This window comes from Holophaga foetida DSM 6591, assembly GCF_000242615.2.
Taxonomy (GTDB): Bacteria; Acidobacteriota; Holophagae; order Holophagales; family Holophagaceae; genus Holophaga; species Holophaga foetida.
Genome location: NZ_KI912268.1, coordinates 2,705,530 through 2,721,484, shown reverse-complemented (window position 1 = coordinate 2,721,484; position 15,955 = coordinate 2,705,530). Strand labels below are relative to the sequence as shown.

Genomic DNA, 15,955 nt, shown 5'->3' with positions numbered 1-15,955 from the left:
TTTCCTCCGCGCGCTCCGCGCCTCCGCGTGAAACCCGATCTACTTCGGCGCCAGCTCCCGGCTGCGGGCCCATGCCCGGTAGCGCAGCATCTGTTCAGCCAGGGTCTCCTTGCTCTCCAGACGCACCTCCTTGAGGACCTCGCGACCGTCCTTCTCCTCCACCACCGGAACGAGGGCGGGGAAGACAAAGGCCGTTTCCCGGGGACGACCGATGGCGGCAATGCGAGCCTGGGCATCCTTCTGCCAGTCCGGGTTCACCTGGCTTCCGAATTGTTCGAAGAAGGCCTCTGCTCCGGCACGATCCCCCATGGACTTGAAGGTCTGGAGCTTCTCCAGGATCTCACCCACACCAATGCGAGCCTTCTGGGCGTCCGACACCTGGACATAGAAATGCCCATCCCTCTGGATCACGCTGGTCCCGAAGTCCTTGCCAGGCTGGATCAGGTAGTTCAGGATGGCCTGACCTCCCTGGCGGTGGGCACTGCGCAGGACCCCATCCGTGGCCTCGCCATTGGCCCGCAGCTGCCGGGTGAGGAGCTGGAGGTACATGGCCTGCGTCATGCCGGGCTGATCCGCGACCGTCGCGGCACCGATCTCGGCCAGCTTTGGATCGGCAGCCTGGTAGAGGGCCACAGCCTCAGCTCGGCACTCCTCCAGGGCATTGTAGACACCCCCCAGCTTGACGGAGGGATCCTCGCTCCCCAGGGAGGCATCGGGCTGGCCGCTACCGTGGCCGATGACCTCGTGGAGGTAGACCTGCCAGAGGCGGGCCTGGTCTCCATGCTTCCTGATCAGCTCTTGATCTTCGGGAAGGTAGAAGGCCTCCAGGGTCTTCTGACGAATCTCGGGGCTCTCCGCCAGCATGACATTCTGCAGGACGACGTTCTTGGACCCGTGCAGTTTTCTGAAATCATTGGCGTTTGGAAGGTTGTAGGCCGCTGGGCTAATGGGTCCGGCATCCCCGGTTTCCACGATGGCCTGGACGCTGATGGCAACCGGGGGCTCCACCTTGGCGCGTTTCCAGGCATCCTTCCAGGGCATCTTCCCCTCGAAGTAGAAGGCGTTCTGACTCAGCCGGTCCAGGGGTTCGGAGTCCTGGCGCAAGGAGACGTTGGCCTCAAAGCTGCCCACCACAGCCCGGGGGTCCTTGTAGACCTCATGGAAGCCGTTGAGGAAATCGACAGCGCCCTTGGTCTGCACCCAGGCCACACAGTGTTCCTGGAAGCGGGCCAGATCACCGGTCTCGTAGTAGGCCACCAGCTCATCCACAGCCTTCTTCTGGATGGCGACGGGCTCATAGCGCATCTTCTTGACCTTGACGCCGCCCTTCTCGATCTCCCTCTCCACCATCTCGTTGTCGACGTACTGGGATGCCTTGCGAAGCCAGAAGGCCACGCAGTCCAGCTGCTCCCCGTACACTCCGCCGATCTTGAAGGGCTCGGCCACGGCGCGCTTGCCCTTCCTGGCGAAGCGGACATTGAGGCGGGTCTGGGCCTCCTGGGGCAGGGCCTGGATCTCCTTCAGCGTCAGGCCTGGGTCATAGAGGCCACTGGCACTGGTCTTGATGGGATCCTGTCCCGGGGCCTGATTCACCAGCACCGGCTCCACCTTCAGATCGAAGATGTGGGGCTTGAGCCGCACCAGGACACGCTCCACAGGCTCTCCCTTGGAGAAGTGGAACTGGGCACCCCCCTTCTTGGCCGCCTTCACCGCTTTCTGGAGCTGAGCGAAGTCCAGCTTGGCAGGCACGAACTTGGAGTGGGTCCAGTGTCGATACTGACCGTGGTTGACCCACACCTGCTTGAGATAGTCCTCAATGCCAGCCTTGGTATCGGCGTCCAGTCCTTCCCGGTGGGCGTACAGAACCTCGAAGAGCTCCTTGATGTCCAGGGCGTAACGATGTGTCTGGAGGTAGGCGATATCGTTTCCGGCGATAGCGGCCCGGTACAGGTAGTAGGCGAATTTGCGCTGGTGACCCCTCAGCTTGTCGAAACCCTGGGCGTCCAGACCCAGGACCAGGACCTCACGCCCACCCTCGCCCAGCCGCTCCAGTTCCCGCACCTGCGGCAGGTCTTGCCCCAGGAGGGCGACCCCGGAAGCCAGCAAGAAAACCCAACGATGTTTCATGGTTTCTCCTAGAAGGAAATGGCCACCTAAACCTTAGCCGCTTTCTGCCAGCAGAGGGTATGGGGGATCTCCCTACTCACCGCTCAGCTTCAGACTGGCCAGGGATTCCTTGAGTTTCCGGAGATCGAAGGGCTTCCCCAGACTCGGCAGGGCGTGGGTCTCGAGGAAGGAGCGGGTCTCGGGGTCGAAGGCGTCACCGGTGGTGAAGATGATGCGTTTGGTGATTTCTGGTTTATTCCCGACAAGCCAGTCATAGAGCTGTATCCCGGAGAATCCAGGCATCCGGATGTCTGAGATGACCAGGTCGAACGTCTCGGAGCCCAGGACCCGCACCGCATCCTCGCCCGAGGCGCAGGGGGTCACCCTGTAGCCCCACGACTCCAGAGCATCGGACAGGCATTCAAGAAGGAAGGGCTCGTCGTCCACCACCAGGATGCTCTGGCCCTGGATCCCATTTACCTGGGAGGGAGCCGAGGTTTTTTCGGACATGGGAAGCTCCACGAGGTACGCGTTTCCAATGCCCTGCTGGCTTCTGAGCGAAATACGCCCTCCATGGGATCGGACTACGGCAGCGGCCGCTGCGAGCCCCAGGGACTCGACATCGGAGGCACCGGACAGTTCAAAGACTCTCTCCTTGTCAGCCTCGGCGATGGCCGGACCGGTATCCTGGCTCACCAGTTGAAGGGATTCGCCCACACGCCGGGTCCCGATGCGGACCCGCTTGGTGGCAGACCTGGCCGCCGCATAGACGCTGCTGCGGACGAGATTGAACAGGGCATCCCGCATCTGGTCGCCATCCATGGCGCAATCCGGCAGGATCGGCTCCAGGGAACAGTCCACCACCACACCGGCAGCAGCGGATTCCGATTCCATCCGCTTCACAGCCTCCAGGATCAGGGCGTTCAACCCATGCATCCCCAGCCGCGGGGAGGACGGAGAGAGCACCATCATCAGGGGTTTCAACAGGTTCAGGATCGAATCGATGGAGTGGAGCAGCTTGCCGATCCGCTCCGACTGGGCCGAATTGGCACACTCATCCATGAGCAGCCCCCGCTGCAGGAGAATGGGGCTCAAGCGGTTGGCCAGCTCGTTGAACAGGGGCGGCATGATGCGAGCCAGGGAGGAACTGACCTCAAGTTCGTGCACCTTCCGCTCCAGGAAGCGCTGCTCGCCGATGTCCCGGACCAGGGCCGAGAAGGCCAGCACCTTGTCCTCGGTGCCCCGGATGGGGGCATAGGTGATCGTGCAGGGGAACTCCGTGCCGCTCTTGCGCAGGCGGGTGGTGGGGATGTCCCGGAGAACCCGACCCTGGCCCACCTGGGCGATGACCTGGGCCAACTCGCCGGAACGGTGCTGGGGGGTCAGCTGATGGAAGGTATGTCCCACAATCTCGCTGCGGGTGTACCCGAAGATCTGCTCAGCAGCGGCGTTCCAGGTAAGGATGCGACCGTCGGAGGCGAAGGAGACCACCGCCTCCCCCACGCTCTGGATGAGCCCCTCGAGGTAGCGGCGGGTCTTGATGTTGTCCTGGTTGGCCTTCTCCAGCTGAGCGCAGAGCCCGATCATCTCCTGGTTCTTCTTCTCCAGGGACTCTTTCACCTGCTTGAGCTCAGAGTAGAGGCGGGCCGTCTCCATGTTGGACTTGAGGGCATCCTCCAGCAGTTCCTGTGGATCCGCCACCTTGCCCGGCACAAGTTCGGAAACGCTCACACCGGAATGTCTCAACACCGTGGATTCCGGGGGAACGGCTGCGGGCTCCGTCGAGGGCGGAAGCTCCTGCATGTTGGCCCGGATATTGGAGTCGATGAGATTGAGCATCTCATCGAAATCCTTGATCTTCTTGTCCAGATGGTACTTGCGGAAGGTGCTGCTCACCGTCTCCCGGGCGATGGACATGAAGGTGTCCAGCACGCCCGTCCCCCGGTTGGCCACTGACTCGAAGTAGGGCACGGAGCGGAAGTTGAGGCGCCGGTTCATGACGCCCACCGGCATGGCGTCCGGCAGGTCCCGCTTGTTGTATTGCAGTACGAAGGGGATCTGCTTGATGTTCAGTCGATTGGCATTGAGGTTGTGGTAGAGGTTCGAGAGCGAATCCACATTGTCCTGCATCTTCGCTTCGCTGGAATCCGCCACGAAGACGACGCCATCAGCCCCTCCGAGCACGACCCGTCGGCTGGCGTCGTACTGGACCTGACCGGGCACCGTGTAGATCTGAAGATGGATGGCGTTGCCGTAGATGTAGCCGAGATTGATAGGCAGCAGGTCGAAGAAGAGTGTCCGATCCTCCTGGGTGTTCACGGAAAAGAGCTCACCCCGGTTCGATTCCTGACACATGGCGTGCAGGGCCTGCAGATTGGTCGTCTTTCCCGAAAGCCCGGGACCGTAGTAGACCAATTTCAGCAGGATCTCATTGGCGCGTGTGTTGAACTGAACCATGAGGGTCCATCCATCTAGAGGAGTCACGAATAGCCTAGCAGGAGTTCCGCTGGCCCCCCGGAGGGAAAGCGAGGCCTGTGATAGAATTCGCGGACCTATCCAATCGGTCCCGCGGAGTTACAGCTTGAACACAATGAGCATCCCACAGCACGTCGCCATCATTATGGACGGCAACGGCCGCTGGGCGGCGCAAAGGGGCCTGCCGCGCATCAAGGGGCACAAGGAGGGTGTCCGGATCGCAGAGGAGATCCTGGAGGCCGCCAGCAAGGCTGGTGTCCAGCACCTGAGCCTCTACGCCTTCTCCACGGAGAACTGGAAGCGCCCTGCCCTGGAGGTCATGGGACTCATGGCCATTCTCCGGATGTACCTGCGGATCTTCCTACCAAGGCTCATGGCCAACAACATCCGCTTCCACCACCTGGGGGCCCTGGAAGGGCTTCCCGATGGGGTGCAGCGTGACATCCAGGCCCTTGAAGCCAAGACCGCCGGCAATACCGGCCTGACCTTCCACTTGGCGGTGAACTATGGATCCCGCCTGGAGATCGTCCTGGCCGCCCGCCGCTGCGTCAGGGATGGCCTCTCCCCCGACGAGATCACTGAGGAGAGCCTGGCCGCCCGCCTCTGGACCGCAGGCACCCCCGATGTCGACTTCCTGATCCGCACCTCCGGTGAGCTCCGGATCTCCAACTTCCTCCTCTGGCAGGTGGCGTACGCAGAGATTCACGTCACGGATTGCCTCTGGCCCGACTTCCACGCCGAACGCTTCCGGGAAGCCCTGGATATCTACGCATCCCGCGAACGACGATTCGGGGGCCTCTGATGGAGACCGCATGAGCAGCCAGCCCAACAGGACCCTGGACCGGAAGAACCTCGCCACCCGGGTCGGATCGGCCCTTGTCTTTGCGGTCCTCTTCCTGACCCTCCTCTACTTCGGCGAAAACCAGATCTCCAAGGCCATTTTTCTCGTGGTCGTAGGACTGGCCGCCTGGATGGGGGTGCGGGAAATGAGCGGCATGGGCCGGAAGATGGGCCTGGACCCCTCGGAGGTGGCAGGCACTCTCGGAGCTTGGCTGATCATCGTCCACTTCTTCCTGGTGGGCACGGACGATCCCCTGCCCCTCTGGCTGTCTCTGGCCGTCACCGGGATCCTGATCCACTTCGGCATGCTGCTCTTCCGGAAGAATCCCATCCAGAACGCCCTGCCCAGCCAGGCCCTCACTTGGATGTCGGCCCTCTATCTGGGACTCGGGCTGGGTTTCCAGATGAAGCTCTTCATGTTCAATGCCACCACCCGCAGCAACACCGGGGGGCGCCTCATCCTTGCCCTCTACCTCATCACCTGCCTCGGGGATACCACCGCCTACTTCGTGGGCAGCCTTCTGGGCCGCCATAAGCTGGCCCCCAAGGTGAGCCCCAAGAAGTCATGGGAGGGAGCCCTGGGCAACCTGGCGGGCAATCTCATCGCCGCCTTCATCATCAAGGCCTTCGTCTGCCCCGACTGGAGCGCCATCGATGCCGTGGCCCTGGGCCTGCTGATGGGCATCGTCGGCCAGCTGGGCGACCTGGTGGAAAGCGCCTGGAAGCGGAGCGCCGACGTCAAGGATTCCAACATGGACATGATGGGAATCCCCGGCCACGGCGGCATGCTGGATCGCCTGGACAGCCTGGTCTTCGCCGCACCGGCGCTGTACGCGTATGTGCATTTCGTGCATGGATTGAACTGATGGCTACGGATAGCAAATTGAACAGGTCCATCTTCGTGTGCTTCCCTATTTTCCGTGTGCTTCGTGTTCCCATGCCCCTGAACGCGGTGGAGGCATGAGAAGACTCGCGATCCTCGGCTCCACCGGTTCCATCGGGACCTCCACACTGGATGTGGTGGCCGCCCACCCGGAACAGCTCTCGGTGGTTTCCCTCTCGGCCGGGCGCAACCGCGAACTGGTCCGCGCCCAATGCGAGCGATGGAGACCCTCCTGCGTCTCGGTGGCGGAGGAGGAGGACGCCCGCTGGCTGGCGGCCCAGCTCAGCTACCGGCCCGAGATCCACTGCGGAGCCAAGGGCCTCATGGCCTGCGCCCTCCACCCCGGGGCGGATACCGTCGTCGCCGCCATCGTGGGGGCCGCCGGACTGGCCTCCACCGAAGCCGCCCTCCGGGCCGGACGCCGGGTCTGCGTGGCCAACAAGGAGTCCCTGGTGGTGGGGGGAAGCCTGATGCTGCGGGCCCGGGATGAGGGCCGAGGCGAACTCCTGCCCATCGATTCCGAGCATGCGGCCCTGCATCAGCTCCTGGCGGGGCGCCCTTCGGAGACCATCCGGGAGGTCCGCATCACCGCCAGCGGCGGCCCTTTCCGGGACTGGCCCCTGGAGCGCATCCGGGCCGCCACCGTGGAGGAGGCCCTGAACCATCCCACCTGGAAGATGGGCCCCAAGATCACCATCGATTCCGCCACCCTCATGAACAAGGGCCTGGAGGTCATCGAGGCCGCGGTCCTCTTCGGCCTGAGGCCCGACCAGATCAAGGTGACGGTCCATCCCCAGAGCCAGGTCCACGCCATGGCGGGCTTCACCGACGGGAGCTACCAGCTCCAGGTCTGCGGCAACGACATGAAGCACCCCATCCAGTACGCCCTCCTCTACCCGGACCGGATCCCCGGCCCCGTGCAGCCCTACGACTGGGACCAGATGCGCACCTGGAGCTTCGGCATCCCGGATCTGGAGCGTTTCCCCTGCCTGGCCCTGGCCTACGAGGCCCTGCGGGCCGGGGGCACGGCCCCGGCCATCCTGAACGCGGCCAACGAGGAGTCGGTGGCAGCCTTCCTGGCGGGACGCATCGGCTTCTGGGATATCCCGACCTGCAACCGCGATACCCTTTCCTCCCTGGCCCCGGAACCTGTCCGTTCCCTGGAACAGGTTCTTGAAACGGATCACATGGCCCGCCTGCGCGCCTGCACCTGGATCGAAAAACACACCTGCTGAAGGATTTGAATGAAGCGGTTCCTCCCCTTTGCCCTGTCGCTCCCGGTCTTCCTCTTCGCCCTGGCCATTCCGGGGGTAGGGATCCTGGGCCCCATCGTCCTCATCTGTGGCCTCATCTTCATCCATGAACTTGGGCATTTCCTCATGGCCAAGCGCATGGGGATGCCGGTGGAGGTCTTCTCCTTGGGCTTCGGCCCCCGCCTGGTGGGGTTCAAGTGGAACGAGACCGATGTGCGTCTCTCGATCCTCCCCCTGGGAGGTTACGTCAAGCTCTCGGGCTACAACCCCGAGGAGCCCGACGCCGAGGACCCCCATGGCTTCCTGAAGCAGCCCGCCCGCAAGCGCTTCCTCTTCTATGCCGGGGGCATCCTGGCCAACATCCTGGGCACCTTCGTCCTGCTCTACTGCGTGGGGCTCAGCCAGCTGCGGATCACCGAGGTCCATGCCCAGCCCAGCCCCCTCCTGGTCGAGGAGGTCATCAAGGGGATGCCGGCGGAGAAGGGAGGCCTTCAGGCTGGCGACCAGATCCATGCCCTGGGGGAGCTCCGCTTCCCGGGAGCCACAACCCAGGAAGCCATCACCTACATCCAGAGCCGCCCCGGCCAGAATCTCGCCCTTGAGGTGGAACGGGACGGCAAACCCCTGCGCCTGCAGGTGACCCCCCAGGGAAGCAGCGGAGCAGGCAAACTGGGCATCCAGTTCATGCCTTCCGCCTTCACCACGACGCGCCGCCCCTTCCAGGCCATGGACCCCCTGCGGGCCCTTCCTCTGGCGGCCACCGAAACCGCCCGTTCGGCGGGGGCCATCCTCCACTCCCTATGGCAGCTGGTCAGCGGCCAGGCCAGCGTCAAGCAGGTTGGGGGCCCCATCGCCATCATCAAGGCCGGGAGCCGGGCCGCCAAGACCGGCTGGGAGAACTACCTCCTGCTGACGGCCTTCATCTCCATGAACCTGGCCATCTTCAACGCCCTCCCCATCCCCTTCCTGGACGGCGGCCACATGCTCATCCTCATCATCGAGAAGCTGCGGCGGCGGGATCTCTCCCTGGTCTTCAAGGAGCGGATCCTTACCGTGGGCTTCTTCATCCTCATCGGCCTCATGGCCCTGGTGCTGGGGCTGGACCTCTGGCGCCTCAAACATTAGGAGTACGTGCATGCGATTCAGCCTCCTCTGCCTCTCCCTCTGCGCCCTGACCCTGCCTTCCTGCGCCAGGAGTGGCGAGAAGGCCAAGGCCCCGGCCGCGGTCGAAGCCCCCACGGCCCACCCCCCGGTGCCCACCACCAAGCCCCGGGTGAAGTTCATGACCAGCTATGGCCCCATCGTCGTGGAACTGGAGCCCGCCCTGGCCCCGGCCACCGTGGCCAACTTCCTGCGCTACGTGAAGGAGGGCCACTACGCCGGGACGATCTTCCACCGCGTCATCCCCGGCTTCATGATCCAGGGGGGCGGCTTCACCGAGGACATGGCCGAGAAGTCCAGCCATGAGCCCATCCAGAATGAGGCTCCATCCACCTCCAAGGGCGGCCTCAGGAACACCCGCGGGACCATCGCCATGGCCCGCACCGGAGAGCCCCACAGCGCCACCGCCCAGTTCTACATCAACACCGTGGACAACCCGGCCCTGGACTACAAGGCGTCCACCGGGTCTGGCTACGGCTACTGTGCCTTCGGCCGCGTGGTGGAGGGCATGGAGGCGGTGGACAAGATCGAGAAGGTCCGCACGGGTTGGCGCCAGGGGATGCAGGATGTCCCCGAATACGCCATGAGGATCAAGGCCGCCGAGCTGCTGCCCGAAAAGTAGGGCGTGAGCCCCTTCGATCTCCTCGTCATCGGTTCCGGCCCCGGCGGCACCAGCGCCGCCCTCCGGGGGGCCCAGCTCGGCCTGAAGGTCGCCCTGGTGGAGCGGGATCCCGCTGGTATGGGCGGCACCTGCCTGCGGCGGGGCTGCATCCCCGCCAAGACCTGGCTGGAATCCGCCCGACGCCTGGAACAGGCCCGGGACCTGAAGGAGTTCGGCATCCTGGGCTCAGAGCCCAAGGCCCTGCAGCCTGACCTGGAAGCGATCGTGGCCCGGAAGGACCGGATGGTGCTCCGGGGCGCCAAGGGCATCGAGTTCCTCATGAAGCAGCACGGCGTGGTGGTGCTCCAGGGCAGCGCCCGCCTCCTGGGGCAGGGCAGGGTGGCCCTGGGCGAAGATGCCCTTGGCGCCAAACGGATCATACTGGCCACCGGCAGCCGCCCCAAGCTCCTGCCGGGCTTGAAGCTCGATGGCCAGCGCATCCTCACCAGTGACCAGCTCCTGGACCTGCGGGAACTGCCCTCCCATCTGGTGATCCTCGGGGCAGGGGCCATCGGTGTGGAGTTCGCCTCCATCTTCGCCCGCCTTGGCTCCAGGGTCACCCTGGTGGAGGCCCTGGGTAGTATCCTCCCCGCTGAAGACGCCGATATCGGCCGCGAACTGGCCAAGCTCCTGGCACGAAGGCACCCCATGGACATCCGGGTGGGTACGCGGATGCTTCATGCCGAGCTTCGCGACGGGCAGGTGATCTGCCAACTCGAAGGTGCCAAGCCGGGCGAGCTCCAGGCCAGCCACCTCTTGGTGGCCGTGGGCCGCACCCCGGCCACGGAGGACCTTGGATTGGAGAACACCCGGGTCCGGCTGGAGCGGGGCTTCATCCGGACCAGCCCCTGCATGGAAACAGGTGAGCCCGGCCTCTGCGCCATCGGGGATCTGGTGGCTACCCCCATGCTGGCCCATGTGGCCTCCGCAGAGGGCATCCTGGCGGTTTCCCAGGGCGCCCCCCTCGACTATGACCGGGTCCCCAGCTGCACCTACGGCGACCCTGAGACCGGATGCGTCGGCCCCAGCGAGGCCCAGGCCCGGGAACCTGGCCTCGGGGTCCTGACCGGCAGCGCCACCTTCCTGCCCATCCTGAAGGCCCATATCGCGGGAGAGCCCTACGGCTTCGTCAAGGTCGTGGCCGATGCCGGGGACCGCCGCATCCTGGGTGTCCACATTCTCGGTCCCCAGGCCACCGAGCTGGTGGCCATCGGCGGGGCCCTCCTGGGGAAAACGCTCGAGGAGGCCCTTAACCAGATCTATCCCCACCCGAGCCTGTGCGAAACCCTGCCGGAAGCCCTGCGGGTGGCCCTATCCAGGAGTCTCGGCTGAAATCGGGACACCTACGCCACAGCCCTCCTCCGGACCTCGGCCAGCACGCCCAGCAGGACCTCCACCTGGGGGGGATTGAAGACTCCCTCCACTCCCATGTGATTGATGTCCGTGTATGGGGACTCGTACAGCAGCGATGGCTCCATGGCCCCGTGTTCGGTGAGATGGTCGATCACCATCTCCAGGAAGTCGATCTGGTCGCCATTGAGCGTCGAGCCTTGGAGGAACTCCGCAAAGGCCGTCTTGGCGGCGGCGCGGTCCAGGCCAATGAGGGAGCGCACGAAAAGCCCCAGGCCGTGGCTTTCCTGCTTGGCCTTCTCCAGCTCGGCTTCGTTGCCGAGCCCGGCCTCCCTCAGCATGCGTTCCAGCTCACCCAGATCCATCGGGGTCAGGGGTTCGTTCATGCGAAGGCGGTGGATCGTGAGGTGGTTCCCATGGGCCAGGAGGAATTGGCGGGCCTTGGCGCGGAATCGCTCCATGTTGACGCCCATGGGGACATAAAGGGGCTCGGAAATGCTCTCCTCGCCCAGCTCATCCTCGAAGTCCGTATAGAGCACCTTCCGGTCCACCCGATCAATGAACTTCACGAGTTCCCGCAGCTTGAGCCGGGCTGACTCCAGGAGGGGCAAGGTCAGCCCCTCCCACCACAAGTCGGAGGCGATGTCGTGGACCAACTCCATATGCGCCGCCACCATGGGGATCGTGCCCTTCTGGGAGAGGGCGTTGGCGATGGACACCAGTTGGTTCTGAAGCCGCTCCCAGTCGGTGTCCTTGCGCAGCAGGGCGAGCTGGAGCTTCAGGGCCAGGAGATCGAAGCGCCTGGCCTCCTCGCCCCCCTCGTCTATTCCCGTGGGGAGGCCCCCCAGGATGCCCACAGCTTCGGGCCTTTCCAGGACAGAGGTGGCGGTCCATGCCTCTGGCTTGGCGAAGTGCTCCACCAGCTCCAGGTGAGGCCGGACCAGGAATGAGTCGGGATTGAGCGCGGTCACATGCTGATGCAATCGTTGGGCGGTTTCATCCCGAAGGGTCCAATGGTCCTCGTCCCCAACTTCGCAGGCCCGTTCCCCCAGGGCCCTGTCCAGACCCAACACCAGCTCGGTCCTGGCCCGGAAGACCTGCTGCCCCAGGCTCTCCGGCAGGGGCGAGGGCTTGGGGTTGGGATTCTGCCGGAAGAACTCGAAGTTCTCGAAGAAGTCGAAAATCAGGAAATGACTCTTGTCCCGTCCTGGGCCGAAAAGATCAGGGCAGAGGCGCGTGCCCCGCCCGATCATCTGCCAGAACTTGGTTCTGGACCGCACCGGTTTGAAGAAGACCAGGTTCAGGACCTCTGGCACATCGATGCCCGTATCCAGCATGTCCACCGACACCGCGATGTGGGGCGCCTGGTTGAGCTTGGAAAAATCGTCGATGAGGGTCTGGGCGTAGTTGACCTTGAAATCGATGACCCGGGCAAAGTGCCCCTTCAGGTGGGGGAAAAGGGTGTCGAAGCGCTCCACGATGAACTCGGCGTGGTCGTGGTTCCGGGCGAAGACGATGGTCTTGCCGAGGCGGTCGCCCCCCTCCACCTTGAGCCCATGCTTCATGACATGACCCAGGACCTTGTCCACGGTGTCCGCGTTGAAGAGCCAGTTATGCAGGGCGCTTCCCGGGACGGCATCCGGCACCTCGCCGTCCTCCCAGTCCAGGGCATCCCACTCGGCCTGCTCTTCCTCGGGAAGCTGGTCGTACTGGATCCCCTCCCGGTGGAACTTCAGGGGGACTTCCCGGCTCCGGTATTCCACCAGATGGCCATCCCGGATGGCCTCGTCCAGCTCATAGACATCCGTGGGCACCCCCTTCTCCAGATCGAAGAGCCCATAGGTGTCCCGGTCCACCTCGTCCCGGGGGGTGGCCGTGAGGCCCACCAGATAGCTGTCGAAGTAGCGGAAGATGGCGCGGTAACGCTGATACACGCTCCGGTGGGCCTCGTCGATGATGATGAGGTCGAAATGCCCCGGCCCGAAGCGCCGCTGCCCCTCGGAGACCTCGTCGATCAGGCCCATCAGGGTGGGATAGGTGGAGACGTAGATCCGCCCCTCCGTGCCCTTGTCCGTCACCAGGTTCACCGGGTTGTTCTCGGGCAGGAACTTCTTGAAGGCGTTGACCGCCTGGTTCACCAGGGCCACCCGGTCCGCCAGGAAGAGGATCCGCTTGGCCCAGTTGCAGCGCATCAGGAGGTCGCACAGGGCGATCACGGTGCGGGTCTTCCCTGCGCCGGTCGCCATGACCACCAGGGCCTTGCGCTGGTTGTCCTTCTCGAAGGTCTCGCCGATGCGGCGGATGGCCCGGAGCTGGTAAGAACGCCCGACGATCGTGGTGTCGATCTCTGCCTCTCCCAGGGGCTTGCGGCTGCTGCGGCGCTGAATGGCCAGCTCCAGCTCGGAACGGGTCAGGAAGCCCTGGAGCTCGCGGGGAGGGTACAGGGCATCGTCCCAGATCCAGTGCTTGTACCCGTTGGTGTAGAAGATGAGCGGGCGCTGGCCGAACATCTGCTCCAACCCGTCCGCGTAGAGCTTGGCCTGCTGCTTTCCCTCCTGGGGGCTCTTGGAGCTGCGCTTGGCCTCCACCACCCCCAGGGGCTTGCCATCGCTGCCCCAGAGGACGTAATCCGCATAGCCCACCCCCGATGCGTTGGGGAAGGGCCGGATTTCGAACTCCCGGTCCCGCGCCTGATCCAGGGGCCACCCGGCCTCCTTCAACAGCAGGTCGATGATGGTCGCCCGGGTAGCCGCCTCCGAGTAGTCATGGGTGTCGGGCAGAGCCTGGTTCTGGGCCTTGATCTGGGCGATCTCGGCCTGAAGCCGGACCAGTTCCTCGTCCACCTCCGCCTTGGCCTTCCGGGAAGCGGCCAGGGCCTCGTCCTTCGCCTCCAGTTCCTGGTTCAGGCGCTGCAACTGGGTCAGGGATCGGACTGTCGCATCGGCCACCGGGGGCGGCAGTTCACCGGCCCTAAAAACCAAGTCCTCCGAGGGGCGCTGCTTCCGGGCATAGGTCCGTGCCAGCCAGAAGCCCAGATGGAAGAGATCGCGAACCGCCGCGACCGAATCCTCCACCCGCACCGGCTTGGTGCTGTGCACCGCCATATTCCCCAGATCCTTGATGAGCTTGGCCTTGGCCACCAGCCGGGCCTCCAGTAGGGACTGGAAACTGGGCTCATAGATCAGGGCGCTCAGGTGCTCCTGGTAGGGCTTCCGCAGGCTCCCATCGTGCTCATAGAGCCAGGTCACCATCAGCTCCAGGGTCCGCCGGGCGTAGAAGCAGGCAGTTCGCGGATCCCCCATGGCCAGGGACTCGGCCTTGAGGGCGGAGGCCGCGATCTGGGGCCATTCGGGCTGGAGGAAGGCGAAGTGGGTCATGGCTCCTCAGCGCTCCCCAAGGCGGTGGCGATCAAGGTCGATGAAACTGGAATCACTTTTTCGGGTTTGGATGGGATGTGATTCCAATATCGCATTTTCTGTGAATAGTGAATTTGTCGATCTGGAATCGAAATGATATCGCCCAGCACGGTCTGATTCAGCGAACTTGAGCGATATCCTCATGGCTTGATCCGGTACTTGCGGCCCCGGTTGAGTCCGGTTGCATCGAGGTGGCCCTGGATCGCGAGTTCGTCGATCATGCGTTTCACCTGGGTGCGGGGGATCTCGGAACCGATCCGCGCATGGATCTGGCCGATGCCAGAGTCCGGGTACCGTTTGATGTCCTCCAGGATGAGCGCCCGGAGGCGGTGGGGTTCGATGCGGACCAGGGTGGTGTGGGGTTCCACTTCCAGGGTGCTCAGGACTTTGGGCGGCACAAAGTAGCGTGTGGCCTTGGTCCGTCCCGTAGTCTCCACCAAACGCAAACCCTCCAGTCGCCCCAACCAGGGCTTCAGAGCCTCAGCAGCCCCCAGTTCCAGCCGGGCGCACAATTCCTGGGCCGTCAGGCCATCCGAAAGGGCCAGGGTGCCCAGGGTGATCTTCTCCTTCTGGGAAAGCTGGAAGGCCTGGTCTGCGCGGGTCATCAAGCCGATCAGTTCCGGCTTGAGAATGCGCCTCTGGACCATCACCATCACGCTGTCTGCCCCCTCGCTGGGCACGGGCACGGGCTTGCCCTGGCCCAGGAGGATTTCGTACATCAGATCGAAGCCCGAGCCTTCCCGCTCCATCAGGTTCAGGTCGTGGAAGATCCTGGCCAGCTCATCGTTCCGGCGCACCGACTTGTGGAGGATGTTACCCGGCGTCACCCCGATGGGAAGGCGTCCCGGATTCACCACTTCCAGGCGGTCCGGGTAGAAGTTCAGGAAGATGTCCCCGCGCTGGGTGTAGGGGCGGTGCACCAGGGCATTCACCAGGAGCTCCCGCACCACCGCCTCGTCGAACATGGGCACCGATACGGGGAACAACCCCTCCCGCAGCTCGTAGCGCTCCTGGAATTCGGGGATCCCATGCCAGACCGCATCCACCAGCTCCATGGGGGTGAGTTCGTGTTCATCCCACACCCACTTGTTGACCCGCTGCCCCGTTTCGTCGAATTTCAGGGCCTGCACCACCGGGGCCGTTCCCAGGCGCACCCGGTCTGCCCGGCGCCCCACGCAAAGCACTCCCAGGTGGGTCAATTGGTCGCCATCCACCAGAAGGTAGTGCTCCAGCAATTCCTCGTCGGTCTTGGCCTTGACCGAGGCCTTGACCCGCTCGGAGGCCCTGAGGCGGGCGATGAGGGAAGCCAGCTTTTCCGGGTCCAGCCGATGGCGGGGCACGCCGGAGGGGAGGGTCTCCCAGGGCACCGAGGACCTGTCCGTGGCCAGGCGCAGCACCTCGTCGCCCACCACCGGCACCGAGTTGTCCCCCACGCGGATGAAGAAGCGGCCATCCGAGGTGGAAGGCACCGCGATGGACCTGGGAATGAGCAGTTCCAGATACTCAGCCCCATTGGGGGCTACGCGGATTTCCGGAATGAGCTCCAGATTCACGGTGCGTTCCCGAAGCCGCTTCCGCACCTTGTCGGGCAGCGCCCGGTCCAGGATCTGACCCGGGGGCGGGAACTCCTGGCCGTCCTCGATGCCGATGAGCAGCTTCCCGCCCCGGGCCGCTGCGAAGGCCACGGCGTCCTTGGCCAATTCATCCCAGTCCGCCGTCTTCCCCGTGACCGTGCGGAGCGACTTCCGATCGTAGTCCTGGGATTCGAGGGGGATCATGCTTCAAAGGTCCTTAAGGCTATGAATTTCGT

At 64.2% G+C, this 15,955-nt stretch carries 10 protein-coding genes; 6 read left to right on the top strand and 4 right to left on the bottom strand.

Annotated features, from left to right (window positions below; genetic code table 11):
• Nucleotides 1-39: 39 nt before the first annotated feature.
• On the bottom strand, nucleotides 40-2,127 hold the full coding sequence (locus HOLFODRAFT_RS0212190; protein ID WP_005035798.1) for a dipeptidyl-peptidase III: 2,088 nt from the start codon (nucleotides 2,125-2,127) through the stop codon (nucleotides 40-42).
• 72 nt (nucleotides 2,128-2,199) lie between these two features.
• Nucleotides 2,200-4,563: a response regulator gene (locus HOLFODRAFT_RS24065; RefSeq protein WP_005035797.1), complete on the bottom strand. Its 2,364-nt coding sequence runs from the start codon at nucleotides 4,561-4,563 to the stop codon at nucleotides 2,200-2,202.
• A 133-nt stretch (nucleotides 4,564-4,696) separates the two neighbouring features.
• Here HOLFODRAFT_RS24065 and uppS point away from each other — a divergent pair, with 133 nt between their 5' ends.
• The 6 genes from uppS to HOLFODRAFT_RS0212150 all read left to right on the top strand — a co-directional run bounded on the left by uppS (nucleotide 4,697) and on the right by HOLFODRAFT_RS0212150 (nucleotide 10,711).
• Nucleotides 4,697-5,383, top strand: coding sequence for a polyprenyl diphosphate synthase (gene uppS, locus HOLFODRAFT_RS0212180; RefSeq protein WP_043485823.1), 687 nt, complete (start codon nucleotides 4,697-4,699; stop codon nucleotides 5,381-5,383).
• Between the two features lie 10 nt (nucleotides 5,384-5,393).
• Nucleotides 5,394-6,287, top strand: a complete 894-nt coding sequence (locus tag HOLFODRAFT_RS0212175; RefSeq protein WP_005035795.1) for a phosphatidate cytidylyltransferase — start codon at nucleotides 5,394-5,396, stop codon at nucleotides 6,285-6,287.
• 94 nt (nucleotides 6,288-6,381) lie between these two features.
• Complete coding sequence (gene dxr, locus HOLFODRAFT_RS0212165) at nucleotides 6,382-7,539, top strand: 1-deoxy-D-xylulose-5-phosphate reductoisomerase (RefSeq protein WP_005035793.1); 1,158 nt, start codon at nucleotides 6,382-6,384, stop codon at nucleotides 7,537-7,539.
• A gap of 9 nt (nucleotides 7,540-7,548) precedes the next feature.
• Nucleotides 7,549-8,682 (top strand): RIP metalloprotease RseP, encoded by a 1,134-nt coding sequence (rseP, locus tag HOLFODRAFT_RS0212160; protein WP_005035792.1) that lies wholly within the window; start codon nucleotides 7,549-7,551, stop codon nucleotides 8,680-8,682.
• 10 nt (nucleotides 8,683-8,692) lie between these two features.
• Nucleotides 8,693-9,340 (top strand): peptidylprolyl isomerase, encoded by a 648-nt coding sequence (locus tag HOLFODRAFT_RS0212155; protein WP_005035791.1) that lies wholly within the window; start codon nucleotides 8,693-8,695, stop codon nucleotides 9,338-9,340.
• A 3-nt stretch (nucleotides 9,341-9,343) separates the two neighbouring features.
• Nucleotides 9,344-10,711 carry a dihydrolipoyl dehydrogenase family protein gene (locus HOLFODRAFT_RS0212150; RefSeq protein WP_005035790.1) on the top strand — a complete coding sequence of 456 codons (1,368 nt, stop codon included), beginning with the start codon at nucleotides 9,344-9,346 and terminating at the stop codon, nucleotides 10,709-10,711.
• A gap of 11 nt (nucleotides 10,712-10,722) precedes the next feature.
• Here HOLFODRAFT_RS0212150 and HOLFODRAFT_RS0212145 read toward each other — a convergent pair whose 3' ends face one another.
• Both HOLFODRAFT_RS0212145 and HOLFODRAFT_RS0212140 read right to left on the bottom strand, forming a co-directional pair.
• Nucleotides 10,723-14,106: a DEAD/DEAH box helicase family protein gene (locus HOLFODRAFT_RS0212145; RefSeq protein ID WP_005035789.1), complete on the bottom strand. Its 3,384-nt coding sequence runs from the start codon at nucleotides 14,104-14,106 to the stop codon at nucleotides 10,723-10,725.
• 179 nt (nucleotides 14,107-14,285) lie between these two features.
• Nucleotides 14,286-15,923, bottom strand: coding sequence for an ATP-binding protein (locus tag HOLFODRAFT_RS0212140; protein WP_005035788.1), 1,638 nt, complete (start codon nucleotides 15,921-15,923; stop codon nucleotides 14,286-14,288).
• Between the last annotated feature and the right edge of the window lie 32 nt (nucleotides 15,924-15,955).